Below are 25,428 nucleotides of genomic sequence, written 5' to 3' on the forward strand. Positions count from 1 at the left end.
GCTACCTTAGATCGCCTGCATCAGCGATTGCATCATGGTGCTCTCGGTCTGGATGACCTTCGAGTTGGCCTGGTAGTTGCGTTGCGACGTCATCAGGCCCACCAGTTCGGACGTGATGTCGACGTTCGACTGTTCCAGCGACGAGCTGGTGATGGTGCCGCCCGTGCCGGTGCCCGGTGCGTTGACCAGCGGACGGCCCGATTCCAGCGACTCGGTCCAGCTGGTGCCGCTGATCGTGGTCAGCGCGCCTTCGTTGACGAAGGTGGCCAGCGCCAGTTTGCCCACGGTCTGTTTCTGACCGTTGGAGTAGGTGGCGATCAGCGAACCGTCGTTGCCCAGCGCCAGGCTGGTATAGGTGCCCGAGGCATAACCTTCGGCATTGTTGGCGGACGTGGTCGCTTCGCCGGAGTTGCCGGTGCTGCCGTCGTAGTCGATCACCAGGTTGGTCAGGTTGGCGCCGTTGGCCAGCGGCGTAATACCGCTCAGGTTGACCGTAGCCGTGCTGGGGATGGCGCCGGTCGTGGCGTCGGGGGGCACGTCGTTGACGCTTTGCAAAGAACCGGTAGCAGGGTTGAATTTCAGGACGGTCGCCGTGCTGCCTGGCACCACGGCGCCGTCGAGCAGGTAGTTGACGTTGACCGTGTTCGGCAGGGTGTCGTCGCGGCTGAAGTATTGCGTCAGCGTGTGTTTGCCTCCCAGCGTATCGTAGATCACCGTGGCTTTCGACATATTGAAGGTGCTCGGGTCGGGCGGGGTGGTCGGAGTGATCGAGTTCGCGGGCCAGGCGGCCGGGACGGTCCAGTCGGCCGACATATTGCCGACATAGGTCATCTTGCCCGAGGCCACGGCCGGGATCGCGCCGGTCTGGATCGGCAGGTCGCCCACGGCGCCCATCGCCGACGTCAGGGGATTGATCGGGTAGCCTTGCACGCGGTTGCCCTGGGTATCGACCAGGTAGCCATCCTTGGACGTTTCGAAGATGCCCACGCGCGAGTACTGCGGCACGTCGGAATTGGCTGCCTTGGAGATGAAGAAGCCGCCGCCGTTGATGGCCGCGTCCAGCGAGCGGCCGGTGCTCAGCACGCCACCCGGTTTGCTGATGTTCTGGGTGACCGAACCGATGGTGACACCGGTCTGCAGTTCGCCGGACACCAGCGACGAGAAGTTCGCGCGCTGGGCCTTGTAGCCATAGGTGCCGGCATTGGCGATGTTCTGGCTGGTGCTGTTGAGGGCCTCGTTGATGGCCTGGATGCCAGACAATGCGATATCGAAACTCATGATGGAAATCCTTTAAGAGATTGAATTATTGAATGGCTAAAGCAGGCTTGCCGTTAAACGCAGTAATGTTGCCGGGATCGATTTCGCCCAGGTTGGCGACGTTGAGCACCACGCCGCCGGTCGCCGAGATGCGCACGCTGTTCAGGCGGCCCTGGATGTCGATGGCAGGGGTTTCCTTGGTGCTGGTTTCCACCGCCATGGTGTAAGTGCCTTCCTTGAGGCCCAGCTTGCTCGGGTCGATGGTGAACGGAACGTTGCCGGGCGCCTGGGTGCCGAGCTTGACCGTATATTTCTCGCCGTTGTCGCCGGTCAGCACCAGGTTGGTATTGGTGCTGCTGGTTTCCAGCACCACCTGCCCGCTGACGGGCGTGGTGCCATCGACGCGGACCTGGCTGGACTGGGCCATCACGTCGGAGCCCACCTGCGCACCGAGCGACAGCACTTGCATGCTCTGCAGAATGCTGGAGTTGGCGCTGGTCAGGGTCGAGAGCTTTTGCAGCGCCTCGGTTTGCGACAGTTGCGTCAGTTGCTGGACGAACTGCGCCGGGTCCGATGGCGACAGCGGATCCTGGTTCTGGATCTGCGCTACCAGCAGCTTGGTGAACATCTCCGACGCTTCGCTGGCCGTGTTCGTTGTTACCGCGTTGCTGACGCCGGTGCCGGTCGTGGTGGTGCCGTTATTGAGAAGACTGACTGCCATGACTTAACTTTCACCAAGTTTAAGGAGGGATTGCTGCATCGTGCGGATGCGGCCGATGACTTCGACATTGGTTTCGAACGCGCGCGAGGCCGACATCATGTCGGCCATCTCCGCCACTTCGTTGACGTTGGGGTAGAACACCATGCCGTCGGCATTGGCCATCGGGTGGCCCGGTTCGTACACCTTGCGCAGCGGTTCGGACGATTCGACCACGTCCAGCACCTGCACCTTGCCACCGGTCATCATGCCTTCGCTGTTTTCGCCCAGCACGGTGGCAAACACCGGCTTGCGGGCGCGGTAGGTCTCGCCCTCGTTGCCGGCCACGGCGTCGGCATTGGCCAGGTTGGAGGCGATGGTATTGAGACGCACGCTCTGTGCGGCCATGGCCGAGCCGGCGATCTCGGAAATATCTTTAAACGACATGTCGTTCCCTTACGGTGGTTGGGCAGTCTTACTGACCGGCGATGGCCTTGGCCAGACCCTTGAATTTCATGTTGACGAAGGTCAGGCTGGTCTGGAAGTCGGCGGCGTTTTGCGAGAATGCCGCCTGTTCGACGCCAAGTTCGACGGTATTGCCATCGCGGGCGGGGTGGAATGGCACGCGGTACATCTGGGAGGCTTCGCCATCGCCGCCTGGTTCGCCGGAGGCTTCGGCTTGCAGGTTGGCCAGGGCGGCGCCGAAGTCCATGTCACGCGCCTGGAAGCCGGGGGTGTTTTCATTGGCCAGGTTGGCCGCGAGAATGCGGGTACGTTCCGCCCGCAGTTGCAGCGCATCGCCGTGGACGCCGGTAACCTGGTTGAAATTGATGCCCATGGTGGTCTCCTTGCAGGATCGAATGGTGTTTCGGTGAATACTATGTAACTGTTAAGCTCTGTTGCGCAGCGGAAATTTCCCGCCTATTCCTCATTGCAATCTTGCTCGGCATGTAGAATGTTGGTCTCGCACGACAGGCGCGTTCGCTTGCATCATAGTAGAGGTATTGCCCATGTTCAACAAAACTATTGTAACTGGTTTGAGCCGAATGTTGCTAACCGGAAGCATCTTTTTTAACACTTCCGCCCATGCCGCGCCTGTCCCGGCAGACAAAGTGCTGCTGCTGGTGGAGGACGCGGCGCGCGAGTATGTGTTGCGCTGGGCCGACAGTCGCGGCCTGGCCGAGCCCGAATTCGACATCACGGTGGTGCGCGGCAGCCGCCCGCTGGCCGCGTGCGGCAGCGCAGTATCAGTCGAGGCGGCGGACACCCGCCAGCCCGCGCGCATGCGTTTCAACGCCATTTGCAGCGGCGACGGTGCGCGCGGTGGCAACTGGCGTTACGAGTTCGTGGTGCGCGCCAAAGTGTCGGCGCGGATCGTGATTGCGGCCAACGACATCGGCGCTGGAAAAATCATTACAGATGAAGATGTGTTGCTTGAGCGCCACGATATTTCGACCGTGGGCGACAGTGTGTCGGATCCGCAAGAGGTTGTGGGGATGAGTGCCAAGCGCACCGTGCGCGTGGGCGAAGTGTTGCGTACCGGTTCGCTGGCATCGCCGATCCTGGTCAAGCGTGGCGACCTTGTCAACATTGTCGCCAGCCGCGACCAGGTCACGGTGTCCATGTCGGGCGAAGCGATGGATGCGGGCGCCAAGGGCAGCCAGGTGCGCGTGCGTAATTCCAGCGGCAACATCATCCGCGCGCGGGTGACCGGGCCGGGGGCGGTGCAGCCGGCGGATATGCCTGCGGCGCGCTGAACCCGGGTGGACAGACCGGCGCCCGCACCTGGCGGGGCGGCCTGCATGGCGCTGGTCCGGTCGAGGTGTCAGTCGGCCGCAGCCGCAGAGGCGCGCTGGAGCTGTGCGGCCAGGCGGGCCAGCTTGTCGGCGTAGCCGGGGTCGGTGGCATAGCCGCCGCGTGCCAGGCCGTTGGCAAAGGCACGGGCGTCGCTGCCCGTATTGAGCGCGCCCTGGTAGCGCGGGTTGCCGGCCAAAAGATCTGCGTAATCGCGGAACGCGCTGGCGGTGTCCGGGTAGCTGCGGAAGCGCTCGGTCTTCTTGAGCATGGCGCCGTGCTCGAATTCGGTGGTGGTGGCGTTGGCGACGTCGCCCTGCCAGCCGCTGCCGGCCTTGATGCCGAACAGGTTGTTGGTGTCGATGCCGCCCTTGCGCAACGGTTGCCGGCCCCAGCCGGACTCCAGCGCCGCATGGGCCACGACCAGCTCGGGCGAGACGCCCAGCTTGTCGGCCGCCTCGCTGGCCCAGGGCTTGATCGATGCCAGGAATTGCTGGCGGCTGTCGCTGTCCATGCCGCCATCGTCGATGGCGCCGGTAGCGTGCCTGGCATTCAGGGCCGCCAGTTGCATGGCCTGGGCCGATGACGGCGCCGCATTGCTGCTGAAACCGCCATCACCGCGGTTGATATAGCCAACCACGTCGTTTTGCACCTGCTGAAACGTGCTCGAAAATGCGCCGGTCGAGACCATCCCGCCAAAGCCGGCCGTGGGCCGGGTGGCGCTGATGTTCGAGACCGTGGCGGCGGTGGCCGCAGTAAAGGCAGTGGGATTAAATTGGCTCATAAATGTGTTCTTCGCCATGCAGCACGCGCTGCATGATGCCGTGCTGTTCGACCAGCAAATCGGCATTGCGCTTCGATAAGCGCTTGCATTCGATCACCAGCGCTTCGAGCGCCAGCCAATCGGCTTCCATTTTCTCGCGCGCAGCCGGTTTGAGCAAGGCAAATGCCTGCGCCATGGTGCCGTTCGCGCCATTTAGATGTTGCGCAAGTGCAACGCGCTGGATGCGACGGGCATCGGCCTCGGCCACCATGCCGGTGATTTTTTCGGCGATATCGCCCAGGCGCGGCCCCTGGTGGCGCAGTGCGGCGTCAAATTGCTCTTCCAACAGCGCCGCCAGGCCGGCATATGCCTGCATGTCGGCGGCTATGCCGGCCAGCAGCGTGCGCATGGCTTCCTGGCGCGATACCGGCGGGGGCGACGCTGCGTTGCTCACTTTTCCACTCCATGGAAGCGCTGGATCAGGCCGGCCAGCTTGGCGGGATCGAACGGCAGTTCGCCCTTGGCCAGCGCGTCGCGCAGCATGTCCACTTTTTCCTGGTCGATTTCCGGCATGTCGCGCATCGCTTGCAGCGCCGGCTGCATCACCGCCGACTGCAACGGCGCCGCAGTGGCCGGCGCAGCGGGGGCGTCGGCGCCGTCCACCGGCGCCGGTTCGGCAACACGCTGGACGGCCATGCCGTCGGGAGTCGCGGTCGTGATTCTCATACGGGTGCCTCTGGTTGGCTTGGTTTGCATGGCGTTATTGTAGCGTCAGTTGTTGCGGCCCAGCGAATCGCGCAGCTTTTGCAGCAGGCCGGGATCGGGCAGGGCAGTGTTGATCTGTTCGGTCAGCGGCACCGTGTTGTCCGGCATGCCGAACATCGAGGCGATGGTTCTGGCCTGGCTGGTGGTCAGGATCAGCAGTTCGATGCGGCGGTTGACGCCGGCATCGGCGCGCTTGACATCGAGCGGCGCGCGGTCGGCCATGCCCACCACTTGCAGCACCGATTCCGCGTTCATGCTACCGGCCAGCAGCTGGGCGCGGGCCGACATGGCGCGGTTGGCCGACAGCGTCCAGTTGGAAAACGCCGCATAGCTGGTATCGGCATACTGCATCGAGTCGGTATGGCCGACGATCAGCATCTGGTTTTCCATCTTTGCGAACAGTGGTCCCATCTTGCGCAGCAGGGCGCGGAACTTGTCGGTTGGCACGGCACTGCCGCGCACGAACATGCCTTGCTTGTCGGTGTCGTGCAGCATCACCCGCAAGCCGTAGGGCGTGACCACCGCTTCCAGGTTGGAGGTCAGGCCAAAGTCGGCGCTCATCTTGGTCAGCGCCTTCGACAGGGCCTGCAAATCGTCCGGGCTTTCGTACTTGACCTTGGCTGCGGAGGTCGGATCGGCCGGCTCGCCGGGCGCCAGTTTTTCGCCGGGCTGGTCGGTGCTGCCCGTGTGCGGCATCGGGAACCGTTCGATCAGGCTGCCGCGCGGACCGCCCACCTGCTCGGGCATGATGCCCTTGCCCTGGTCGGTCTTGGCGCCGTCCGATTCGGTCATGATTTGTTCCAGCGCCTCCGTATTGCGGGCGGCGATCAGCCACAGCACCAGGAACAAACACATCAGCGCCAGGCAGAAGTCGGCGAACGCTACTTTCCAGGCGCCGCCGTGATCGTCGTGCTTGTGCTTGCCGCCACCGCGCTTGACGATGGTCTGGTCATGCGCTTTCTCATGCGGCTTTAGCACCACGACCTCCCCGGCGGCTGTCGTCGGCCGGTTCGCTGTCGCGGCCTTCGAGGTCGTTGATCCAGCGTTCGAGCTGGGCGAAGCTCGGCTTGATGTTCAGTGGCACCAGGCGGCGGCCCGAGTCGATCGCCAGCAGCGCCGGCTTGCCGGCCACGTGGGTCACCAGCACCACCTTGACGGTTTCCTTGTTCGACGCTTCCTGGTTGACCAGCTGCTTGAGCATATTGCACAGCGGATCGATCAGGCCGTAGCACAGGAAAATACCGATGAAGGTGCCGACCATGGCCGCGCCGACGTTTTCGGCAATCTCGCCCGAGGTGGCGCCCTGGCTCACGGTACTCATGGTGATCACGATACCGAGCACGGCGGCCAGAATGCCGAAGCCCGGCATCGCTTCGCCGATCTTGCCCAGCGACTTGGCCGGCTGTTCGAGCTCGGTGTGCAGCGCTTCCAGTTCCTGGTCCAGCACGCCTTCGAGTTCGTGCGCGTTGATCTTGCCCATCGCCATCAGGCGGAAGTTATCGACGATGAAGGCCAGCAGCTTCGGCTCTTCCAGCACGCGCGGATAGCGCTGGAACAGCGGGCTGTCCTTCGGCGCTTCGACGTGGGCGTCGAGTGCTTTCAGGCCGCCGGCGGCCAGTTGCAGCAGTTCGTACATCAGCAGCAGCAACTGGCGCTGGAATTCGGAATCGTATTTTTTGCGGACGATGATCTTCTTGATCTGCGTCATCAGCTCCTTGAGCACGTGGGTCGGGTTACCCAGCACCAATGCCCCGAGGCCGGCGCCGCCGATCACGATCAGCTCGAGCGGGTGCCAGATCTGGTGGAACGTGCCGCCCATCAGGGCAAAGCCGCCGAAGACGCTACCTAAAATGATGAGGATGCCAACTAGTTGCTGCATGATGATTCGCCTTTCCGCGTCATTTTTGATTCCTGGTGGTCGTGTTGTGCGAGTCGCTACGCGGCTTGCAGCACGGCTTTCATTTTGTTCAGGGCCGCCTTGTTGAGCTGACAGACGCGGGCGTCGGTCAGATCCAGCACGGCCGCAATTTCCTTGTAGCTCAGTTCGAATTCGTAGTACATCTGCACCACCCGCTGCTCACGCTCGTCGAGGCTGCGCAAGGCCTGTTCCAGGCTGCGCCGCACGATCAATTGTTCTTCCGGTCCCGGGGCGCTGTCCTGGCCCACGGATTCCTGCAGTACTTCATCGAAACTGGCGATCAGCTCGGCGTTCTCGTCGAGCTGGTAGGCCTGGTATTGCTCGGACGTCAAGGACAGCCCGGTCATGATTTCCTGTTCGCTCGGTTCGTGGCCCAGCTTGCGGGTCAGCGCGCGCACGCTGTCCCGCAGTTTGTGGCTGTGCTGGCGCACCGCGCGCGGGCGCCAGTCCTGGCGCCGCAACTCGTCGAGGATGGCGCCGCGGATGCGCAAGCTGGCATAGCTGCCGAACGTTTCGTCGGGCGTGCCATAGCGGCGCAGCGCTTCGAGCAAACCGATCAGGCCGATCTGCTCCATGTCGTCGCGGTCGATCGCCCCCGCTACCTGCGAATTGAGCTGGCGCACGATGCGCTTGACCAGCGGCGCGTACGACAGCAGGTATTTCTGCTCGTCGGCCGGGCTGTGCATCGCCACCGCGCCGTCGCCGCCGTCGCCGTAACCATCGGCATACGCATTGCCAGAATGCTCTACATAGGCCATGCCCGCTCCACTGTTAACCATGCTGGCTGTGGCTTACTCAATGATGAGCTTGCCGATCATGACATCGGTAAACGGCTTGTCCAGGCCCTCGTGCTCGTACGCTTCATCGAAAGCCTTGTTCAATGCCTCTGCAAACTGGTCGATCGTCATGGTCTGGGCCGTGGCCATGGTCAGGTCGGACAGCGTGCGCACGGCAACGCTGCGCAACATCGGCAAATGTTCCTTGGCCTGCTTCTCGGTCTTCTCGTCCGTGGTGATCACCAGGTCGGCCGACATGTAGTGGGAACTGGTGTCACCGGGCTGACGCTTGAGCATGATGATGACCTTGTCCACCGTCATGTACTTGGGGGGACCTTCCTTCTTTTTCTCTTCCTTCTTCGCGGCCTTCTTGCCATCGGCAGAAGTCTCTTCCGCGTGGGCGCCCTTGGACATATACCAGAACGCACCGCCGGCCACGGCCGCGCCAACTACGACGACCAGCGCGATCGCGACAATTATTTTCTTGTTCATCTACAGATTACTCCTGGTCATTCATGGCAAAAATTGGTTTCGAGTCATCCTGGTACAGGGCCCGGCCCGGGTTGCGACCGCGCTCCTGCTCCTGTTGCTGCTGGCGGCCGCCATCTGGCTGCCCCTGCGCATAGGATTGCTGCGGTGTCGCTTGCGACAGGGCCGACGTGCGGGAAGTCGATACCGTCACCGCCACGTCGCTGAACTGGCGGGTGGCCAGGTCCTGGCGCACCGAATCGCCGATGGCGTTGAGCTGGCGCACGACCTCGCTGTTACTGGCCGACAGGTTCACTTGCAGCGCGCCGGCGCTCTGGCGGATCGAAATCTCGATGCTGCCCATGTTCGGCGGGTCGAGGCGGATCACGGCCTGGTTGTTGTTACGTTGCAAATTCACTTGCAGGCGGTCGCCCAGCGCTTCGCGCAGTGGCTGCTGCCATTGTTCTGGCGCCCCCGCCAGCTTGACCGGCGCGGCGAAGCCGGCAGGCGTTGGCGCTGCGGTCGCCACGGCGGGCGGGGTAGCGCCGGCAGTGGCGGCCAGCGCGCTGGTAAATTTCGCCGTTGCCTGGCCGTCGTCGCTGGTCATGCCGAAACCATGGTCGCGGCTGGCGGCCACTGGTGCGGGCACGGCGACGTCCACGCCTGCGCTGGCGACGGCAGGCATCACGCGGGGCTGGGCAGCGCCGGCCACGGCAGGGTAGCTGGCAATGGTCGCGCTGGTGGCAGCACCGGCGGTGGCCCGGTGTGGCATTGTGGTAGCGGCCGGAACCGGCAGCGTGGCGGTGGTCGGGAGTGGCAGTGCGGCAGCGGCCGGGAATGACAATGCCGCATTGGCCGGGAATGACGGTGCCGCATTGGTCACGGCGGCGGCCTTGCGCCCGCTGAAATGTTGGCCGCTTGCCTCGGCCGCGATCGTTGCCACTGCGGGAGCGGCTGCATACTCCGACGTGGCGAACCGTGCCGTTGCCGCCGGCGCTGCAGCCCTGGTCGTCGGCGCTGCCGTGGCGGCCGTAGTGGCAATGGTGGCAGTGGTGGTCGTCGTGTCGGCTGTTGCAGCCATGGTGATTGCAGCAGGGGCCGTCGTGGTTGGCGCCGCGCCTGCCTGGTGGCCCGGCATGGCAGCGGCGTTGGTGGCCAGCGCTGGGTTGAATGGCTTGACCAGGCCCGGGATCGAAGCCGGCACGGCATTTTCCGTGATGGCGGTGTTGGAGACCGCAGGTGCAGCAGCGTCGGCCACGGTGCCCCCGTGACTGGTGACAGCCGGGATCATGCCGGCGACCGGGATGCCGGACGTGCGCGGCACGCTGGTTGTGACTGCTGCGGCGGTTGTGGCCTCGATCAACTGCGGGTGCGCTGGCGTGACTGCGGATGCATAGCCGTACGTGGCCAACAACGGGGCGCCGATGTCCTCGGTGACACGCGCGGCTTGCTGTGCCAGCGCCAACTGGTTGGCATCCTGCAGCGCGGTATAGCTGGCCTGCGGTGCCGCGCCCGAAGGCGTGGTCACGGCGATATTCGCGGCAGGCAGGTTGAACGGGGTAGCGGACGGATACAGCGTGGCGCCGGCACTTGTGCCAGCCACCCCGCTGACCGCAGTACTCACCGTGGCGTCCGCCGCCACCGGCGCCGGCGCAACGTACCGGTTGCCGGCCAGGGCAGGCAGCGCGATGGCGGGGGCCATGACGCTGGCGAACACGGGGGCGACGATCACGGCGGGTGTCACTGCGGCGGCGACGCCGGCATTGTCGGTATCGGTATCTGCCGGCTCTTTGATGGCAGTAGCGGCTGCTGGTGCAGCAACGGTCGCGTCACCTTCGGTGGTCGTGTCCATGACGTGCGCAAACAGCGGCGCTTGCGCGGCGCGGTCGGTCGGTACGGCCGGCGTGCCCGGCGCAGTGGCGTTGGCCGGAGCACCGGCCGGCGCGGGCTGGCGGCCAACAATGCCGGTCAGCAGGAAATCTTCGCTCGCACCCGGCTTCCCGGCCGGTGCAATACCGGTAATGAGGGCGCTGGTGGTGCTGGTGGTGCTGGTGGTGGCCGGCGTGGCCGGGCTGGTGATGGTCATCGTCATGCTGTATATCCGTTTTCTGCCAGCTCGCTGTCCAGCGCGTAGGCGAGCAAGCCTTCTTTATTCGCCTGCAATTCGCTGAGCTTGCGGCCGACTTCTGCGGTGGCAAGGTCGCAGCGGCGTGCGGCTTCCTGGTGTACCTGGTACAGGGCCGAGAGGGCGGCCTTTTCGGCCGCGTCCCACGCACCTTGCGCTGCCATCTGCGGCAGGGTCGAGGACAGCAGCGTGTTCAGCGCCGCCAGCATCGACCAGTCTTCCGCGCCGACAGCGGCATGCATTTTTTGCGTCAGCGACAGCAGTGTGCGTTGCCTATCCACCATTGGCCTTGGCCTGGACGCCGAGCCAGCCTTTCTTGATGGTGGTCAGCAGGGCGATCACTTCGTCGATCACCAGCGGGTCGAGATTGATGCCCGCCGTGTACAGGCGGCTGGCGCAGTATTCGTAGAGGCGGCCGAGATTCTTGACGACCTCGCCGCCGTTGTCGTAGTCGAGCGAGCTCGACAGGCCATTGATGATATCGGTGCACTTGTTCAGGCTGATCGCCTTGAGCTCGTAGCGCTTGCCGGCGATATGGCCGCGCGCGCGCGCCAGCTCTTCGAGCAGGCCGTCGGTCAAGACCAGCACCAGTTCGACCGGCGAGGCGCGGGCGACCTGCGCGTCGAGGTTGGTGGCGTGGTAACTGCTATAAGCTTCGTGATTCAACATGGTGTTCACCGTACTGTGTAAAAGGCGGCGGTTGCCGCCCGGGGTTGATGCTTAAGTTTTGCTGCTACTGGAGAACAGCTCCGTGAACAGGTTCGACGTGTTGGTCATCGACGACTGCAACTGCTGCAAGGTCGTAAATTGCGTCAGGTAGCGGCGATAGGCGTTGTTGAACTGCACTTCCAGGGCGGTCTGGCGGTCGGCCAGCTGGCTTTGCAGCTTGGTGCTGGCCTGCTTGCGCACCGAGATCGTCCCCTTGGAGGTGTCGGTCCAGCTGCTGATCAGTTTGTTCATCTTGCCCAACACGCCACTATCGTTCAGGCCCAGCGACGACGAACTGCCGAACATCGTGTCCAGCGAGCCGGGGTTGGCGGCCACGGCCTTGGTCAGGCGCGCGGTATCGAGCGACAGCGTGCCGTCGCGATTACCGGTGATGCCAAAGCTCACCAGGGACAGGCCGCCGGTGGCAGCGCGCAAGGCGGTACCGAGCTGGTCGCGCAGCGCCTTGACGCCCGAGTCGGCGTTCAGCACGCCTGGCGTAACATTGCTGGCGGCGTTGCCGGCCTGGGTCAGGGAGCTGATCGCGTTGTATAAATTGTTATAAGCGGTGACAAACGACTGCACGTTGGCCGTGGTGGCGGCAGTGTCGGCACCTACCTTGAGCGTGATTGGCGCATCGCTGGCGCCCTGCGCTTTGGCGATGGTGAAGCTCACATCATCGATGACGGTGAAGGTGTTGGACGCCTGTTCGATCTTTGTGCCGGTGGTTTTGGGGCCGGACCAGACAATCGCGTTATTGGCGGCCGTCAACACGGTCTTGCTGGCCAGGTTGGCGGATAGTGTCGGATCGGTGGCGCCGGTCAAGGTAATGTCTTCCACGCCGGCATCCTTGCCGGTCTTGGTCGAGGTCAGCACCAGGCGGGTATCGCCGTTGATGGTGATGGTCGACGCGGTCAGCTTGCCGTCGTTGTTGGACGATGCATTGATGGCGGCAGCGATTTCCTTTGGCGTCAGTTCACCGTTGTTGTCGGTGTTGGCCGTGGCCAGGTCGATCTCGATGATCGAGTTGTCGCCCATCTTGATGTTCAGTTTGCCGTTATTGGGCGCCAGGCCGTTGCTGATGCCGAACGATACCTGGCCGGCCGTGGCCACCTGCTCGACGAAGAACGAATAGCTGCCGGCGGCAGCGAGCGCACCGGCGCTGCCGGTGGCGATGGTGGTGTCGCTGAAAGTGGCGCCGCGAGCGCTGATGGTCTTGCTGGCGCCATTGGCCAACGCGTTGATCGCGGTCTGGAACGTGGACAACGCCGTGCCCAGCGTCGCCAGCGCCGCCGTGTCGGATTTGTCCCGGGCAACCTGTGCATCGAGCACGGCCTGGGGCGCCTTGATATAGGCATTGGCCAGGTTGGTGGCCGTCGTTTGCGGATCGTAGGTTGGACTGGTGATGATGGCCATATTGTTGCTCCTGGAAACAATGAGTGAGTGTACCCTGATACAAGGCGACCCTAATCGTTTCCCTATGAAAAGTTTTTTAACTATTTTTCCGGTGTTGCGCGTAAGCCCATTTACTTTTGCCCGCGCCACCACGCTTGCGTTGCCAATTCATCATGCTGCTTGCGTTCCTTGGAATGTTGCTCTTTCTGAACCACCTTGTGCTGTTTGTCGAGCACCTTGCCCAGCACCTCGCGCCTGGCCCAGGCCGCATTGAGCGCCTGCTGCGAAACGGCCATGTCGGCCTCGTGCAAATGCAGGTCCACCCGGTGGTTGTCGGCCATCACCATCACGGCCTGCTTGTAGTCGCCGCAGTTGCCGGCCAGGGCAGGGTGCAGGTTGCCGCTGGCGCCCATGTTGACGTACAGCCCGGTCAGGCGGTCGAGATTTTTCTGGTAGCGGTCGCGCAAGTTTGTCTTTTCGGCCATCTCGGTCTGCAGGCGCTCCACTTCGGTGTTGCGCAGGGCGACCAGGGTGGTCAGGTTGCGGATGTTGTGCTGGCTCATATTGTCGGTCTCACTTCAAGGTGTCACTTCATCAGCGTTTCAAGTTGGTTGATGCACGGCGCGTAAGGCGCTTCTTCCTTGGTGCCCTGGCACAGGAACTGTTCCACGCGCGGATGCAGCATCACGGCCTTGTCGGTGACCAGGTCGGCGCCCGGCACATAGGCGCCGAGCGGTATCAGGTCGCGCACGCGGTCGTGGCGCGACATGCTCGCTTTCAGTGCACGCGCCGCCAGCATGTGCTCCGGCGTGATCACCTGGCTCATGCAGCGGCTGATCGACTGGCCGATGTCGATCGCCGGGTAATGGCCGCGCTCGGCCAGTTCGCGCGTCAGCACGATGTGGCCGTCGAGAATCGCCCGCGCGGTATCGACCACCGGATCCTGCTGGTCGTCGCCTTCGGCCAGCACGGTGTAGATGGCGCTCATGCTGCCCACCTGGTTTTCGCCGTTGCCGGCCGATTCCACCAGCTGGGGCAGGGCGGAAAATACCGATGGCGGATAGCCCTTGGTGGCCGGCGGCTCGCCCAGCGCCAGCGCCACTTCGCGCAGCGCCATCGCGTAGCGGGTCAGCGAATCGACCAGCAGCAGCACGTTCTTGCCCTGGTCGCGGTAATGCGCCGCGATCGAGTGGCACAATTCGGTCGCCATGATGCGCATCAGCGGACTTTCGTCGGCCGGGGCGATCACCAGCACCGCCTTTTGCAAGCCCTCTTTACCCAGCGACATATCGACGAATTCGCGCACCTCGCGCGAGCGTTCGCCGATCAGGCCCACCACGACCACGTCGGCCACGGTTTGCCGCGTCATCAGACCCAGCAGCACCGACTTGCCGACCCCGGAGCCGGCCATCAGGCCCACGCGCTGGCCACGACCGAGGGTCAGCATGGAGTTGATGGCGCGCACGCCGACGTCGAGCGGCTCTGTGACCGGCTTCTTCTTGAGGGGATTGATGCGCGGCGGCTGCGAGTCGAGCGGAAAGTCGCCGCCCAGCTTGCCCAGGCCGTCGATCGGCTCGCCGAGGCCGTTGACCATGCGGCCCAGCCAGCCGGAACCGATTTGCAGGCTGATCTTGTCGGGGGACGGCAACACCCGCGCGCCGGTGGTCAGGCCGATCGCCTTTTTGAATGGCATCAAATACGACACCTTGTCGCGGAAACCGACGACCTGGGCATCGAGCCATTCGCCGCTTACTGTCTCGATCTGGCAACGCTGGCCGGTATGCAAGGGACAGCCGACCGCCTCGAGCAGCAAACCGGACGCACCCACCAGCCGACCCGTGGGGGTGGCCATGGGAACGCTGCCCAGTTCGAGATTGCGCAAGGCATCGGCGATCACTGTTCGGTCTCCGTATCGTCATCATCACCGCCGTCGGCGGCCTGCAGCTGATTATCGACCTGTTCCATGACAGCAGCAAGACGCTGATGACAGCCGGCATCGACTTCATTATCGCCAGCCTTGATCCGGCATTCGCCCACTTCCAGGCGGGCGTCGCCGATCAGGTGCCATTTCTTGGAACGCTTGGGATCGAGCTCGGTGATGCGTTTGAGTTCTTCGGGATTGAGATAGACGTCGATTTCCTCGCGGGTGGGCGGCATCGAGGCCAGGGTTTCCTCCACCAGCGACATCAGCTGCACCGGTTGCAGGGCCAGCTCGGCGCGGATCACCTGGCGCGCCACCTTGGCCACCAGGTCCACCACTTCCTTGCGCTGGGCGGCGCGGTAGTCGGAACGCAGCTTTTTCAAACTCTTGAGCATGGCATCGACCGGGCGTGCCATCTGGTCGTAGGCCACCAGGGTTTCGTGGCGGCCTTCTTCGCGGCCTTGCTGCTGGCCGGCGGTGCGGCCGGCTTCGTAGCCGTCTTCCTGGCCGCGGGCCAGGCCGATTTCATAGCCGTCGCGCTGGCCCTGTTCGAAGCCTTCGGTGACCGAGGCGGCCCACTGGGCGCCGGCGTCACCGCCACTGGCGTTGCCGTTGGCGGCTGCGCGCTGCTGCGCCATGCTGGTGAACTGGGCCAGCGGCGGAAAGCGGTAGGCGCGGAACTGCTTCATTCAACCACCTGTTCGGCAAACAGCTGGATCTCGACTTCGCCGTTGTCGGCCAGGGCCTTGACGGTGTTCATGATTTCCTGGCGGGTCTGCTCGATGCGCGACATCGGCATCGGGCCGGCGCGGCGCATCATGTCCTCGAAGGCTTGCGCCTGGCGTTTCGGCATGGTCTTGAGGATGGCGTCGCGGATCGACACTTCGGCGCCCTTGAGCGCGATCGCCCATTGCTCGAGCGGTACTTCCTCGATGATGCGCGACAGCGCATTTTCGGACTGGTTGGCCAGGATCAGGAAGTCGTACATCGACAGTTCGATCTTCGACACCACTTCCGGGTCGTGGGCGCGCAACAGTTCCACCATCTGCGCGCGGTTGCCCGGCAGGCGGTTGAGAATCTCGGCGGTCTGGCGGATGCCTTCGACGCTGGTGCTTTGCGAGTCAAACGAGCTCAGGCAGCGCACCACCAGCTCATCGAGCTCTTGCAGCAGTTCGCGGTCGATCTCGTCCATGCGCGCCAGGTTCAGCAGCACCAGGTCGCGGCCTTCGAGCGGCAGTGCGTCGATGATCTGGCCGGCCAGCGCCGGCGGCAGGAAGGCCAGGAACACGGCTTGCATCTGCACGTGCTCGTTGGAGATGTATTCGGCCAGCCACTTCGGCGAGGCCCATTGCAGGCGCGCCATTTTCGGCCGCAGTTCGTCACCGTAGATATTGTTCAACACCGTGTTCGCCAGGTCGGAGCCGAGCGCGAGGTCCAGCGAACGCTTGAGGTAGCTGCGCGACGCGCCATGCACGCCCGACTGCTGGCGGTAGTCGTCGAAGAAGGTCTGCATCGCGTTCTTGACCGATTCGACCTTGATGCCGCTCATGCGCGACATCACTTGCGTGACTTCGATCAGCTCCTCGCGCGACAGGCAGCGCAGCACGGCGGCAGCCGGTTCCTCGCCTATGCTCAGCAGCACGATGGCGGCCTGTTCGACCGGCGTCAGCTTGGCCTGAGCGCCAAATTCGCCGTCGTTATCCTGGTAATTATTGAGTTCGGCCATTTTTCTGCATCCATTGTTTGACGACTTCGGCGACGCGCTCCGGCTCTTTCTCGGCCAGTACTTTCAGGTGATCGACCATGACATCCACCGCCGAGCCTGGTGGCGGCAGATCGTAGTTTTCCAGCAGCGGCACCATGGTGGTCGGGCCGGTGGCGCTTGGCAGCGCCGGCAGGCCGTCGGCGCCCAGCACCGGCACGGCAGGGGTGCCAGGCAGCGCGGCAACCGGGTTGCCGTTGGCGTCTTTGGCTTCGCGGGCGGCGGCCACGGCGGCCGCTTCGGCAGCGCGGCGTTCCGTGGCAGTGCGGGCTTGCTCCTTTGGATCCGGGGCGAAGCGCATCGTCACCAGGCGCATCAATGGACGCAGCAGCAGCAGGTAGCCGAGCAGGAAGCCGACGCCGTAAATCACGTAGGAGCTGATATCGACCACGTTGTCGCGTTCCTGCCACCAGGGCACCACGGCAGCCTTGGCCGGGAAGTTCATGGCGGACACCACCAGCTGGTCGCCGCGCTCGGCGTTGATGCCGAGGCCATTGCGCAGCAGCTTGTCGATATTGGCGATCTCGGCCGCACTCCAGCCGGAGGCAGGCGTCGGCGCGGCGGCTTGCGCCAGCACCACGGCCACGCTCAGTTTTTCCAGGCTGCCACGGCTGCGCTTGGTCTGGGTGATGCTGCGGTCGTAAGCGTACTGGCGGGTGGTAGCGTTCTTGCGCGCGCTGCCGTCGTTGCCGTTGGCCGGATCGGTGGCCGGTTTGGCGGCATCGGCCGGGTTCGGGTTGGCTGGCGGCGCGCGGTTCGACAGCGTGCCCGGCACGCCCATTACCATGCGGTTGCGGTCCTGCTCTTCGCGCATCGCTTCGCTGGTCACTTTCGGATCGGCACCGTATTTCTCGACCGTTTCCTCGACCCGGTCGTTGCTCACCGTGGCGGCCACCGACAGGCGGAAGTTGTCGTCGCCGATCACCGGACCCAGCAGCCCCTTGATGTTCTGCTTGACGTCGTCCTGGTAGCGCTTGGCCGCTTCGTTGCCGCCGGCGGCGCCATCGAAGCCTTCGGACAGGTCCACGTGCGACGACAGCAGGTTGCCGGCCTGGTCCACCAGGCTGACACGCGCCGGCGCCAGGCTGGCCACGCTGCCCGACACCATGTTGATCACGGCGGCAATCGCTTCCGGTTGCAGCGTGGTGCCCGGCTTGAGTGCGACCACCACCGAGGCTGACGACTTGTCGCCATCGGACGAAACAAACGAGCTCGACTTGGCGATCGACAGGTGCACGCGCGCATGGGCAATCGCGTCCATGGTCATGATCGATTGCGCCAGCTCGCCTTCGAGGCCACGGCGGAAGCGCACGTCCTGGACGAATTGCGACACGCCCAGCGGATCGTTCTTGTCCATCAGTTCCAGGCCGGCCGGCAGTTGCGCGGTGACGCCCTTGGCGGCCAGCAGCATGCGGACCTTGCCCAGCATGTCGGCCGGCACCAGGACCTGGCCGCTTTCCGGGTGCACGCGGTACGGCACCCGTTCGGTTTCCAGTACATTCATCATGTCGGACGCCGAGACTTTTTCGCGCGCGCCGAATACCGGCTTGTAATCGGACTGGTCTTTCCACAGCAGCATCAGCACCAGCGCCGTCACGCCGATTGCCAGCAGCAGCAGCGGGTAGAGGTTCTTGAGCAGGCTGGGGGAGACGGACATGGCGGTCGGGCTGGTGCGCCAGCGGCCGAAGGCGGTCTTGAAGGTGTTAATCACGGATGGACTTTCGCGGGCGGTTACAGCGGGTCATTACAACGGCAACTTGATGAGTTCGTCGAGGCCGCCCATCACCTTGTTACGCACTTGCATCAACATGGAGAAGGACAGGCTCGCTTCCTGGCTCGACAGCATGGCGCCGATCAGATCGTCGCTTTTGCCCGATTCCACGTCGGCCATCTTCTGGCCGGCGGCGACATCGCCGTCGTTGACCTTGCCGATGGTGTCTTGCATGGCCTGGGAAAACGAGAAGCCCTGGTGCGGCGTACTGGCGCCGAACTGGCTGGCGGGGGCCACGGCAGCGTTTGACAGCGCTTGCGCGGCGTTGGTCAGCGCGGCCAGGTCGGCCTGGATCAGGCCTGCGATTCCGTTACTCATTGCTACCTCCGGTTACTACAGCGTTGATGTCCCTAACATAGCCAGATTGCCACCACGCAGCAAGGACTGCCTGAGACCGCGCGCGTTTGCGTGTTCCGTTCGTGCGACACTGCATGTTGTATATGTCACAGTGTTGCTGGATTTGCCACGCGATCTGTCGGACAAATCCGGACGGCAAAGCAGGCGCGGGCCAGCCGGGTAATATGGCGCTGAATGAAAAAGTAGGGGGAAATCCGAAAAAAATTCACGTTTGACTGTCGCTTGGCGGGGCGACGCGCCGCATTCTGCAAAGGCCTTTTATCATGTTTTCTATGAGCAAATATCGTTATAAATCATTCACTAAGCACGATGCGAAAGGTTTGTTGCGTTGCAGCGAATACCAAGTAATGCTGGAATAAGCTTACCGGCTAGCAATACTCCTGTAAAGGTTTATTTGCCCTGCGTAAACATGATGCGACACGTCAGATGACACAATTCAAGGGGAATATTGTTCAATGGCAATAATGTGAATTTTCGGGTATGCTGTCGCTACCGGAAGCATCCTACTTTCAGTTATGCTGTTGCAACGCCGGACCATTCCCTGATACGACAATGACGAAACAAACTGCGCAACATCAAGTCCTGGACCCCTCGCTGTTAGGGCGTCCCGTGCACCTGCTGCCCATCTTTGCGGCGCAGTTGCGTGACGACCTCACGCAGTCCATGCGCCTGAATATGCACCGGCGCTACTGGGGCGGCTTCCAGGTGGAAGACGTACAGTTCAGCCGCATCGACAGCGCCACGGCCCCCAGCAGCCGCTGGCTCAGTTTTGCCGCGCCAGCCGGCCAGATTGCTTTTTCGCTCGAACGCAAGGTGTTGCTCAGCGTCCTCAACTATCGTTATAGTAGTGGCGCCAAGAGCGACAGCGTGGCCGAGGTGGACGAGGCAGCGGTGCGCGTGACCGCCACCGAGGAACGCCTGGCTGTGGTTTTAGGGCAACAGTTAGCGGGCATCCTGGCCGGCCGCATCGAGGCCAATCTGCCCGAAACCAACCTGGCGCCGGGCGCCCGGTTGCCGAACGGCGAAGCGGCTACTGCTGAAGAACCGGTCGAAGATTATGGTTTCAAGCCGACCACCGGCGCCCAGCCCGCCAAAGGCGCGTGGGTGATCGTGGTCACCCTTGCCGGCGCCACCAGCGGCGTGACGGCGGGCCGCTTCTGGTTCGCGCTCGACAAGCAATTGATGGCCGGCGTGCTGCGCGGCCTGCTGCGCGACCGCGACGGCGCCAAGAAGCGCAAGCCGGCCGGTCCGCTGGCGCAGCGCCTGCACCTGGGTATCACGGGCCGCCTAGCCAGCAAGGAAGTCATGCTGGGCAGCCTGTACGACCTGCAAGTCGGCGATATTATCCCGATCAGCTTGCACCGGGCCGACGTCCTGCTCGAGGACTCGCGCCTGTTCACGGCCGCCGTGACCGAGCACAAGGGCAAGCTTTGCCTCACCTCCTTTGAAGATGCTGAATAACGATGAACATGAACGTAGCCAACCCCAACGACGCCCTGCTGGAAGACCTGTCCGACGAAATGATCATCGAGCAAGTCGGCGGTGAGCTGGCCGAAACCTCGGTGGCCGCCCAGGCGCCGCGCCGCGACCTGCCCGCCATGATGCGCAAGATCCCGGTCACGCTGACGCTCGAAGTGGGCTCCGCGCGCATTTCGCTGCAAGACCTGATGGCCATCGGCCCCGACAGCGTGGTCGAGCTCGACGTGCTGGCCGGCGAACCGCTGGTCATCAAGGTCAACGGCACCGCCATCGGTCGCGCCGAAGTGGTCGTCGCCGGCGAGAACTACGGCCTCAAGGTACTGGACCTCGACGGTCTGAACCTGGACCTGATGACCCCATGACCGTGGTCGAGTCAAGATCCGGCAAGCTGACGGCGCACAAGGTGAAGATCGGCATGCTGGCCGGCGCTGCGCTTGCCGTGGCGCTTGCCATGCTGCCGGGCGCCGCCCATGCGGTGGACCTGCTGGCCAACGTGGTGCCAGGCGCCAGGACCGAACTGACGGTCAAGATGCAGATCCTGATCATCATGACCTTGCTGGGCTTGCTCCCGGTGATGGTCATGATGATGACCAGTTTTACCCGCTTCGTGATCGTGCTCTCCTTGCTGCGCCAGGCCCTGGGTTTGCAGCAGGGCCTGCCCAACCGGGTAATCACCGGCGTCGCGCTGATCCTGACCTTGCTGGTGATGCGCCCGATCGGCGACCAGATCTGGACCGAAGCGTTCGTGCCCTACGACCAGGACAAGATCGGCCTGGACACCGCGCTGCAGATCGCCCAGCAGCCGGTGTCGCGCTTCATGCTGGCGCAAACCAGCAAGGCCGCGCTCAGGCAGATCGCCCACCTAGCCGGCGAAGACCATGTGACCGACCCGACCAAGCACGCGTTCACGGTCAAGCTGGCCGCGTTCGTGCTGTCGGAACTGAAAACCGCGTTCCAGATCGGCTGCATGCTGTTCATCCCGTTCCTGGTGATCGACCTGGTGGTGGCCTCGGTGCTGATGGCGATGGGGATGATGATGCTGTCGCCGCTGGTGATTTCCCTGCCGTTCAAGCTGCTGCTGTTCGTGCTGGTCGATGGCTGGACGCTGACGGTCAACACGCTGGTCACCAGTATCCAGGCCTACTGACGGCGAAGGGGATATTCCGTGCTGACTCCTGAAATCGCCGTCGACCTGGTGGCCGAATCGCTGCACATGGTCATGCTGCTGGTGATCATGCTGGTGGTGCCGGGCCTGATCGTGGGCTTGCTGGTGGCGCTATTCCAGGCCGCCACCCAGATCAACGAACAAACGCTGAGCTTTTTACCGAAGCTGCTGGTGACCCTGCTGGCCGTGATCCTGATGGGGCGCTGGATGTCCGGCTACCTGATGGATTACTGCGTCTCGATTTTTACCCGCGCCGCCACCCTGGTCGGCTAGCTGCTGCGCATGGAACCGGTCCTGGCCAACCTGCTGCCCATGCTTACCGCCATCTGGTGGCCGTTTTGCCGCATCCTTGCCATGTTCATCGGCGCGCCCGTGCTGGGCGAGGCGGTGACGCCGGTCACGGTGCGCATCCTGCTCGCGCTGGTGTTGTCCATCGTCATGCTGCCGCTGACCGGAGGCATTGGTGCGCAGCACGCGCCGATCGATCCGTTTTCCATGCACGGCGTGGTCGCCACCATCGAGCAGGGCCTGATCGGCTTCGTGCTGGGCCTGGCATTCCACTTCGCGATGTCGGTGGTGGGCGTGCTCGGCTACATGGTCACTTCGCAGATGGGCTTGTCGATGGCGGTAATGAACGATCCGCTCAACGGCCAGTCGTCGGACGTGGTGTCGGCGCTGCTGTCCACGCTGGCGATCATCGTGTTCTTTGCCATCGACGGCCACCTGGTCATCGTCGGCATCCTCGGCCAGAGTTTCCAGGCCTGGCCGCTGGGGCACGGCTACTCGCCGCTGCTGCTCAACGCCGTGGCCTACAACGTCGCGTGGATTTTTTCGGCGGCAATGCTGCTGGCGTTGCCGGTGGTGTTTGCCACCATCGTGGTGCAGCTGGGCTTCGGCTTTTTGAACCGGGTGGCGCCCAGCCTCAACCTGTTCTCGCTGGGCTTTGCCGTGATCACGATTTTTGGCTTGATGATGCTCGGTGAGCTGGTGAAGTTCATTCCCGAGCATTACGTGCGCATGACCAACCAGGTGCTGGAAATGATACGCCAGCAGATGCAGGCGGCCGCCCATGGCTGACCAGGGCAGCACCGGCGACAAGACCGAAAAGGCGTCAGCCCAGAAACTCAAGAAGTCGCGCGACGAAGGGCAGGTGGTCCGCTCGCGCGACCTGGCCACCGCGATCGGCATCCTGGTCAGCCTGAAACTGTTCGTGTACCTGCTGCCCAGCTATATGACCGACATCAATGCGATTTTCCACACCAGCTTCGCGCCGTTCGACAGCGAAGGCGCGATCGAGAACACCATGTCCACGCTGTTCATCACCTCGATGTGGTTGTTCATCAAGATGGTGCTGCCCTTGTTCATCGTGCCGATGTGCATCATGATGGGAGCGATGATTCCCGGTGGCTGGGTGGTGTCCACCAAAAACTGGGCGCCCAAGTTTTCGCGCATGAGTCCGATGGCCAACCTGGGCCGCTTGTTCGGCGCCAAGCACGGCACCGAACTGTTGATTTCGATCGCCAAGGCCGGCGTGCTGATCTCGGTCCTGATCCACATGGCGCGCTCGACCATCGGCGCCTACATGGAGTTGCAGCATATGCCGATGGGCCAGGCCATGGTGGCGGGCGCGTCGCTGATGATGGACGGGCTGATGGCGATGGTGGTGATTTTCGTGCTGTTCGCGCTGGTCGATGTGCCGGCGCAGGCGTATTTTTTCGCCAAGAACCAGCGCATGAGCAAGCAGGATCAAAAGGAAGAACACAAGACCAGCGAGGGCCGGCCCGAAGTGAAAAGCCGGATCCGCCAGTTGCAGCGGGCCCTGGCGCGCGGCAGCGCCCGCAAGACGGTGCCCACGGCCGACGTCGTCATCGTCAACCCCGAGCACTACGCGGTGGCCCTGAAATACGACCACGACCGCGCCGAGGCGCCATTCGTGGTGGCCAAGGGCATCGACGAGATGGCGCTGTACATCCGCCAGCTGGCGAAAGAATTCGAGATCGAAGTGATGGAGCTGCCGCCGCTGGCGCGCGCCATCTACAACACCAGCCAGGTCAACCAGCAGATCCCGGTGCAGCTGTACCAGGCGGTATCGCAGGTGCTGAACTACGTGCTGCAATTGCGCGCGTTCCACAGCGGGCGCCGCAATGCCCGGCCGGTCCCACCCACCGAAGTTGTCGTACCTACATCCATGAGCGAGGTTAAGCAGTCATGAATTTCTTCAAAGCGCTGATCGTCGAGGCGCGCCGCCACAAGTTCGCCACCCCGGCCTTCCTGCTGGCGATCCTGGCGATGATCATCCTGCCGTTGCCGCCATTCCTGCTGGACGTGATGTTTACGTTCAACATCGTGCTGGCCCTGATCGTCATCATGGTGTCGGTGTCGGCCCGCAGGCCGCTGGATTTCTCGGTATTCCCGACCGTGATCCTGGCCACCACCATGCTCAGGCTGACCCTGAACGTGGCCTCCACCCGGGTTGTGCTGCTGCACGGCCACCAGGGCACCGACGCTGCCGGCCAGGTGATCGAAGCGTTCGGTCATGTCGTCATCGGCGGCAACTACGTGGTCGGTATCGTGGTGTTCGTGATCCTGATGATCATTAACTTCATGGTGGTGACCAAGGGCGCCGAGCGGATTTCCGAAGTGTCGGCGCGCTTCACCCTGGACGCGTTGCCGGGCAAGCAGATGGCGATCGACGCCGACTTGAATGCCGGCCTGATCAACCAGGAACAGGCGCAGGTACGGCGCAAGGACGTGGCGGCCGAGGCCGACTTCTACGGCGCCATGGACGGCGCCTCGAAATTCGTGCGCGGCGACGCCGTGGCCAGTATCCTGATCCTGATCATCAACATGGTGGGCGGTGTGGCCATCGGTTCGATCATGCAGGACATGTCGTTCGGCGACGCCTTCAAGCAATATGCGCTGCTGACCATCGGTGACGGCCTGGTTGCGCAAATCCCGGCGCTGCTGCTGTCGGCCGCCGCCGCCATCCTGGTCACCCGCATTTCCGACACCGGCGATTTCGAACAACAGGTGGGCAACCAGGTCCTGACCTCGCCGCAGGTGATGTTCAGCGCCGCCGGCATGATGTTCATCCTGGCGCTGGTGCCGGGCATGCCATGGCAGATGTTCATGCCGTTTGCCATCGTGCTGGCGTACGTGGGCTGGAAGCTGGGGCAGCAGGTCAAGGCGCCCGACACCACCCATATCGCCGCCATCGAAAAGGCGCTGCGCGAGGATGCGCCGGAAATCGAATGGCAAAGCCTGCCGGTCACGCAGCCGTTGCAGGTGGCGCTCGGCTACAAGCTGGTCTCCCTGATCGACAAGTCGCAGGGCGAACCGCTGGTCAAGCGCGTGCGCGGCGTGCGCCAGAGCCTGTCGGAGGCAATGGGCCTGCTGTTGCCGCCGATCTCGGTGCGCGACGACCTCGGCATGAAACCGTCGCAGTATTCGGTGATCCTGTCGGGCAGCGTGGTGGCCCAGGGCGAAGTGTTTGCCGACCGCCTGATGGCGATCCCGTCGCCGAATGTGTATGGCAGCATCGACGGCATCCCTGGCATCGAACCGGCCTACGGCATGCCGGTGACGTGGATCGAGACCAGCGAGAAAGCCAACGCGCTGGGGCTCGGCTACCAGGTGGTGGAGACGTCGAGCGCGATCGCCACCCATTTGTCCAAGCTGATCCGGGAATACCTGCCCGAGCTGTTCCGCCACGAAGACGTGCCGCACATGATCGAGCGCTTGAATGCACTGTCGCCCAAGCTGGCGGGCACGCTCGACAAGTCGCTCACGCACACCCAGCTGCTGCGCGTGTTCCGCGTGCTGCTGGCGGAGAACGTCTCGCTCAAAGACATCGTGCCGATCGCCACTACCCTGGTGGACAGTTCCGAGACCACCAAGGATCCGATTTTGCTGGCGGCGGAAGTGCGCTGCGCGCTGCGGCGCCAGATCGTCACGGCGCTGTTCGGCCAACGCACCGAGATGCAGGCGTTCAACCTGGGCGGCGACCTGGAAAACATGCTGCTCGGCTCCCTGAACCAGGCCCGCCAGGGCGGTAAAGTGGTGCTCGACAACTACCCGATCGACCCCAACCTGCTGGCCCAGCTGCAAGTGAACATGCCGGTGGCGCGCGAACAGATGAAACAGCAGGCGACGCCGCCGCTGCTGCTGGTATTGCCGCAAATTCGCCCGCTGCTGGCAAGGTACGCGCGCTTGTTCGCGCCGGGGCTGCACGTATTGTCTTACAACGAAATCCCGGAAAACCGCGAAGTGAGCATTATCGGCACTGTCGGCTAACCGCGCACCTGGAGTAA

The 25,428-nt window shown here is 63.5% G+C and carries 29 protein-coding genes; 8 read left to right on the forward strand and 21 right to left on the reverse strand.

Going from position 1 to position 25,428, the window contains the following annotated elements; translation table 11 throughout:
* Positions 1 to 6 precede the first annotated feature (6 nt).
* The 4 genes from F8197_RS02225 to flgB are packed head-to-tail and all read right to left on the reverse strand — an operon-like array spanning position 7 to position 2,792.
* A complete protein-coding gene (locus tag F8197_RS02225; protein ID WP_152879655.1) occupies positions 7 to 1,278 on the reverse strand; it encodes a flagellar hook protein FlgE in 1,272 nt (423 codons plus the stop codon).
* Between the two features lie 25 nt (positions 1,279 to 1,303).
* Positions 1,304 to 1,978, reverse strand: coding sequence for a flagellar hook capping FlgD N-terminal domain-containing protein (locus F8197_RS02230; protein WP_152879657.1), 675 nt, complete (start codon positions 1,976 to 1,978; stop codon positions 1,304 to 1,306).
* Between the two features lie 3 nt (positions 1,979 to 1,981).
* Positions 1,982 to 2,401 (reverse strand): flagellar basal body rod protein FlgC, encoded by a 420-nt coding sequence (gene flgC, locus F8197_RS02235; RefSeq protein WP_056147911.1) that lies wholly within the window; start codon positions 2,399 to 2,401, stop codon positions 1,982 to 1,984.
* Positions 2,402 to 2,429: 28 nt separating this feature from the next.
* On the reverse strand, positions 2,430 to 2,792 hold the full coding sequence (gene flgB, locus F8197_RS02240) for a flagellar basal body rod protein FlgB (protein WP_056147907.1): 363 nt from the start codon (positions 2,790 to 2,792) through the stop codon (positions 2,430 to 2,432).
* Between the two features lie 208 nt (positions 2,793 to 3,000).
* Between flgB and flgA the strand changes: the two genes are divergently transcribed.
* Positions 3,001 to 3,711 (forward strand): flagellar basal body P-ring formation chaperone FlgA, encoded by a 711-nt coding sequence (gene flgA, locus F8197_RS02245; RefSeq protein ID WP_152879659.1) that lies wholly within the window; start codon positions 3,001 to 3,003, stop codon positions 3,709 to 3,711.
* A 68-nt stretch (positions 3,712 to 3,779) separates the two neighbouring features.
* Here the strand turns inward: flgA and F8197_RS02250 are convergent, their stop codons facing one another.
* The 17 genes from F8197_RS02250 to F8197_RS02330 all read right to left on the reverse strand — a co-directional run bounded on the left by F8197_RS02250 (position 3,780) and on the right by F8197_RS02330 (position 18,435).
* Positions 3,780 to 4,532 (reverse strand): glycoside hydrolase family 73 protein, encoded by a 753-nt coding sequence (locus tag F8197_RS02250; RefSeq protein WP_152879661.1) that lies wholly within the window; start codon positions 4,530 to 4,532, stop codon positions 3,780 to 3,782.
* Positions 4,519 to 4,965, reverse strand: coding sequence for a flagellar export chaperone FlgN (flgN, locus tag F8197_RS02255; RefSeq protein WP_373996758.1), 447 nt, complete (start codon positions 4,963 to 4,965; stop codon positions 4,519 to 4,521). The genes F8197_RS02250 and flgN overlap by 14 nt, the downstream gene beginning before the upstream one ends.
* Entirely contained in the window at positions 4,962 to 5,237 is a 276-nt protein-coding gene (gene flgM / locus F8197_RS02260) for a flagellar biosynthesis anti-sigma factor FlgM (RefSeq protein ID WP_056147895.1), read from the reverse strand. The genes flgN and flgM overlap by 4 nt, the downstream gene beginning before the upstream one ends.
* Positions 5,238 to 5,282: 45 nt before the next feature.
* Complete coding sequence (locus tag F8197_RS02265) at positions 5,283 to 6,254, reverse strand: flagellar motor protein MotB (protein WP_373996759.1); 972 nt, start codon at positions 6,252 to 6,254, stop codon at positions 5,283 to 5,285.
* Positions 6,238 to 7,155, reverse strand: coding sequence for a flagellar motor stator protein MotA (gene motA, locus F8197_RS02270; protein ID WP_019919820.1), 918 nt, complete (start codon positions 7,153 to 7,155; stop codon positions 6,238 to 6,240). Before motA ends, F8197_RS02265 begins: the two co-directional genes overlap by 17 nt.
* Positions 7,156 to 7,211: 56 nt before the next feature.
* Positions 7,212 to 7,952: a FliA/WhiG family RNA polymerase sigma factor gene (locus F8197_RS02275; protein WP_152879663.1), complete on the reverse strand. Its 741-nt coding sequence runs from the start codon at positions 7,950 to 7,952 to the stop codon at positions 7,212 to 7,214.
* 33 nt (positions 7,953 to 7,985) lie between these two features.
* Entirely contained in the window at positions 7,986 to 8,462 is a 477-nt protein-coding gene (gene fliL, locus F8197_RS02280; RefSeq protein ID WP_152879665.1) for a flagellar basal body-associated protein FliL, read from the reverse strand.
* Between the two features lie 7 nt (positions 8,463 to 8,469).
* Complete coding sequence (locus F8197_RS02285; RefSeq protein WP_152879667.1) at positions 8,470 to 10,530, reverse strand: flagellar hook-length control protein FliK; 2,061 nt, start codon at positions 10,528 to 10,530, stop codon at positions 8,470 to 8,472.
* Positions 10,527 to 10,805 (reverse strand): hypothetical protein, encoded by a 279-nt coding sequence (locus F8197_RS02290; RefSeq protein ID WP_227012021.1) that lies wholly within the window; start codon positions 10,803 to 10,805, stop codon positions 10,527 to 10,529. The genes F8197_RS02285 and F8197_RS02290 overlap by 4 nt, the downstream gene beginning before the upstream one ends.
* A 31-nt stretch (positions 10,806 to 10,836) precedes the next feature.
* On the reverse strand, positions 10,837 to 11,232 hold the full coding sequence (gene fliS / locus F8197_RS02295) for a flagellar export chaperone FliS (RefSeq protein ID WP_019919816.1): 396 nt from the start codon (positions 11,230 to 11,232) through the stop codon (positions 10,837 to 10,839).
* A 51-nt stretch (positions 11,233 to 11,283) separates the two neighbouring features.
* Complete coding sequence (gene fliD, locus F8197_RS02300; RefSeq protein WP_152879670.1) at positions 11,284 to 12,684, reverse strand: flagellar filament capping protein FliD; 1,401 nt, start codon at positions 12,682 to 12,684, stop codon at positions 11,284 to 11,286.
* A gap of 110 nt (positions 12,685 to 12,794) precedes the next feature.
* The gene (gene fliJ, locus F8197_RS02305) at positions 12,795 to 13,226 is read right to left on the reverse strand and encodes a flagellar export protein FliJ (RefSeq protein WP_152879672.1); all 432 of its coding nucleotides are present in this window, start codon (positions 13,224 to 13,226) and stop codon (positions 12,795 to 12,797) included.
* Positions 13,227 to 13,249: 23 nt separating this feature from the next.
* Positions 13,250 to 14,560 carry a flagellar protein export ATPase FliI gene (fliI, locus tag F8197_RS02310; protein WP_373996760.1) on the reverse strand — a complete coding sequence of 437 codons (1,311 nt, stop codon included), beginning with the start codon at positions 14,558 to 14,560 and terminating at the stop codon, positions 13,250 to 13,252.
* Positions 14,557 to 15,273, reverse strand: a complete 717-nt coding sequence (gene fliH, locus F8197_RS02315; protein ID WP_056147872.1) for a flagellar assembly protein FliH — start codon at positions 15,271 to 15,273, stop codon at positions 14,557 to 14,559. Before fliH ends, fliI begins: the two co-directional genes overlap by 4 nt.
* A complete protein-coding gene (locus F8197_RS02320) occupies positions 15,270 to 16,310 on the reverse strand; it encodes a flagellar motor switch protein FliG (protein ID WP_056147869.1) in 1,041 nt (346 codons plus the stop codon). Before F8197_RS02320 ends, fliH begins: the two co-directional genes overlap by 4 nt.
* Positions 16,294 to 18,057, reverse strand: coding sequence for a flagellar basal-body MS-ring/collar protein FliF (gene fliF, locus F8197_RS02325; protein ID WP_373996761.1), 1,764 nt, complete (start codon positions 18,055 to 18,057; stop codon positions 16,294 to 16,296). The genes F8197_RS02320 and fliF overlap by 17 nt, the downstream gene beginning before the upstream one ends.
* A 33-nt stretch (positions 18,058 to 18,090) precedes the next feature.
* On the reverse strand, positions 18,091 to 18,435 hold the full coding sequence (locus F8197_RS02330; RefSeq protein WP_056147867.1) for a flagellar hook-basal body complex protein FliE: 345 nt from the start codon (positions 18,433 to 18,435) through the stop codon (positions 18,091 to 18,093).
* 591 nt (positions 18,436 to 19,026) lie between these two features.
* Between F8197_RS02330 and F8197_RS02335 the strand changes: the two genes are divergently transcribed.
* Genes F8197_RS02335 through F8197_RS02365 form a run of 7 tightly spaced genes read left to right on the forward strand, consistent with a single transcriptional unit; the run spans position 19,027 to position 25,411 of the window.
* Positions 19,027 to 19,935, forward strand: coding sequence for a FliM/FliN family flagellar motor switch protein (locus tag F8197_RS02335; protein WP_152879674.1), 909 nt, complete (start codon positions 19,027 to 19,029; stop codon positions 19,933 to 19,935).
* A gap of 2 nt (positions 19,936 to 19,937) precedes the next feature.
* A complete protein-coding gene (locus F8197_RS02340) occupies positions 19,938 to 20,315 on the forward strand; it encodes a FliM/FliN family flagellar motor switch protein (RefSeq protein ID WP_056147862.1) in 378 nt (125 codons plus the stop codon).
* Positions 20,312 to 21,100 (forward strand): flagellar type III secretion system pore protein FliP, encoded by a 789-nt coding sequence (fliP, locus tag F8197_RS02345; RefSeq protein ID WP_152879675.1) that lies wholly within the window; start codon positions 20,312 to 20,314, stop codon positions 21,098 to 21,100. Before F8197_RS02340 ends, fliP begins: the two co-directional genes overlap by 4 nt.
* Positions 21,101 to 21,118: 18 nt before the next feature.
* Positions 21,119 to 21,391, forward strand: a complete 273-nt coding sequence (gene fliQ / locus F8197_RS02350) for a flagellar biosynthesis protein FliQ (protein ID WP_373996762.1) — start codon at positions 21,119 to 21,121, stop codon at positions 21,389 to 21,391.
* A gap of 9 nt (positions 21,392 to 21,400) precedes the next feature.
* Positions 21,401 to 22,195: a flagellar biosynthetic protein FliR gene (fliR, locus tag F8197_RS02355; RefSeq protein ID WP_152879677.1), complete on the forward strand. Its 795-nt coding sequence runs from the start codon at positions 21,401 to 21,403 to the stop codon at positions 22,193 to 22,195.
* Positions 22,188 to 23,330: a flagellar biosynthesis protein FlhB gene (locus F8197_RS02360; protein WP_056147850.1), complete on the forward strand. Its 1,143-nt coding sequence runs from the start codon at positions 22,188 to 22,190 to the stop codon at positions 23,328 to 23,330. Before fliR ends, F8197_RS02360 begins: the two co-directional genes overlap by 8 nt.
* Positions 23,327 to 25,411 (forward strand): flagellar biosynthesis protein FlhA, encoded by a 2,085-nt coding sequence (locus tag F8197_RS02365; protein ID WP_152879679.1) that lies wholly within the window; start codon positions 23,327 to 23,329, stop codon positions 25,409 to 25,411. Before F8197_RS02360 ends, F8197_RS02365 begins: the two co-directional genes overlap by 4 nt.
* Positions 25,412 to 25,428: the final 17 nt, after the last annotated feature.

The sequence above is a fragment of the Duganella sp. FT27W genome (assembly GCF_009295655.1).
Classification (GTDB): Bacteria; Pseudomonadota; Gammaproteobacteria; order Burkholderiales; family Burkholderiaceae_D; genus Rugamonas; species Rugamonas zoogloeoides.

Bases quoted from the DNA above. Each gene is read 5' to 3' on its own strand.
- fliP (WP_152879675.1), top strand. From the start codon at position 20,312: ATGACCGTGGTCGAGTCAAGATCCGGCAAGCTGACGGCGCACAAGGTG.
- motA (WP_019919820.1), bottom strand. From the start codon at position 7,155: ATGCAGCAACTAGTTGGCATCCTCATCATTTTAGGTAGCGTCTTCGGC.
- flgM (WP_056147895.1), bottom strand. From the start codon at position 5,237: ATGAGAATCACGACCGCGACTCCCGACGGCATGGCCGTCCAGCGTGTT.
- flgC (WP_056147911.1), bottom strand. From the start codon at position 2,401: ATGTCGTTTAAAGATATTTCCGAGATCGCCGGCTCGGCCATGGCCGCA.
- F8197_RS02285 (WP_152879667.1), bottom strand. From the start codon at position 10,530: ATGACGATGACCATCACCAGCCCGGCCACGCCGGCCACCACCAGCACC.
- fliL (WP_152879665.1), bottom strand. From the start codon at position 8,462: ATGAACAAGAAAATAATTGTCGCGATCGCGCTGGTCGTCGTAGTTGGC.
- flgB (WP_056147907.1), bottom strand. From the start codon at position 2,792: ATGGGCATCAATTTCAACCAGGTTACCGGCGTCCACGGCGATGCGCTG.
- fliH (WP_056147872.1), bottom strand. From the start codon at position 15,273: ATGAAGCAGTTCCGCGCCTACCGCTTTCCGCCGCTGGCCCAGTTCACC.
- F8197_RS02275 (WP_152879663.1), bottom strand. From the start codon at position 7,952: ATGGCCTATGTAGAGCATTCTGGCAATGCGTATGCCGATGGTTACGGC.
- F8197_RS02230 (WP_152879657.1), bottom strand. From the start codon at position 1,978: ATGGCAGTCAGTCTTCTCAATAACGGCACCACCACGACCGGCACCGGC.
- F8197_RS02340 (WP_056147862.1), top strand. From the start codon at position 19,938: ATGAACATGAACGTAGCCAACCCCAACGACGCCCTGCTGGAAGACCTG.
- fliD (WP_152879670.1), bottom strand. From the start codon at position 12,684: ATGGCCATCATCACCAGTCCAACCTACGATCCGCAAACGACGGCCACC.
- flgA (WP_152879659.1), top strand. From the start codon at position 3,001: ATGTTGCTAACCGGAAGCATCTTTTTTAACACTTCCGCCCATGCCGCG.
- F8197_RS02360 (WP_056147850.1), top strand. From the start codon at position 22,188: ATGGCTGACCAGGGCAGCACCGGCGACAAGACCGAAAAGGCGTCAGCC.
- F8197_RS02335 (WP_152879674.1), top strand. From the start codon at position 19,027: ATGACGAAACAAACTGCGCAACATCAAGTCCTGGACCCCTCGCTGTTA.
- F8197_RS02225 (WP_152879655.1), bottom strand. From the start codon at position 1,278: ATGAGTTTCGATATCGCATTGTCTGGCATCCAGGCCATCAACGAGGCC.
- fliS (WP_019919816.1), bottom strand. From the start codon at position 11,232: ATGTTGAATCACGAAGCTTATAGCAGTTACCACGCCACCAACCTCGAC.
- F8197_RS02290 (WP_227012021.1), bottom strand. From the start codon at position 10,805: ATGCATGCCGCTGTCGGCGCGGAAGACTGGTCGATGCTGGCGGCGCTG.
- F8197_RS02320 (WP_056147869.1), bottom strand. From the start codon at position 16,310: ATGGCCGAACTCAATAATTACCAGGATAACGACGGCGAATTTGGCGCT.
- F8197_RS02330 (WP_056147867.1), bottom strand. From the start codon at position 18,435: ATGAGTAACGGAATCGCAGGCCTGATCCAGGCCGACCTGGCCGCGCTG.
- F8197_RS02365 (WP_152879679.1), top strand. From the start codon at position 23,327: ATGAATTTCTTCAAAGCGCTGATCGTCGAGGCGCGCCGCCACAAGTTC.
- F8197_RS02250 (WP_152879661.1), bottom strand. From the start codon at position 4,532: ATGAGCCAATTTAATCCCACTGCCTTTACTGCGGCCACCGCCGCCACG.
- fliR (WP_152879677.1), top strand. From the start codon at position 21,401: ATGGAACCGGTCCTGGCCAACCTGCTGCCCATGCTTACCGCCATCTGG.
- fliJ (WP_152879672.1), bottom strand. From the start codon at position 13,226: ATGAGCCAGCACAACATCCGCAACCTGACCACCCTGGTCGCCCTGCGC.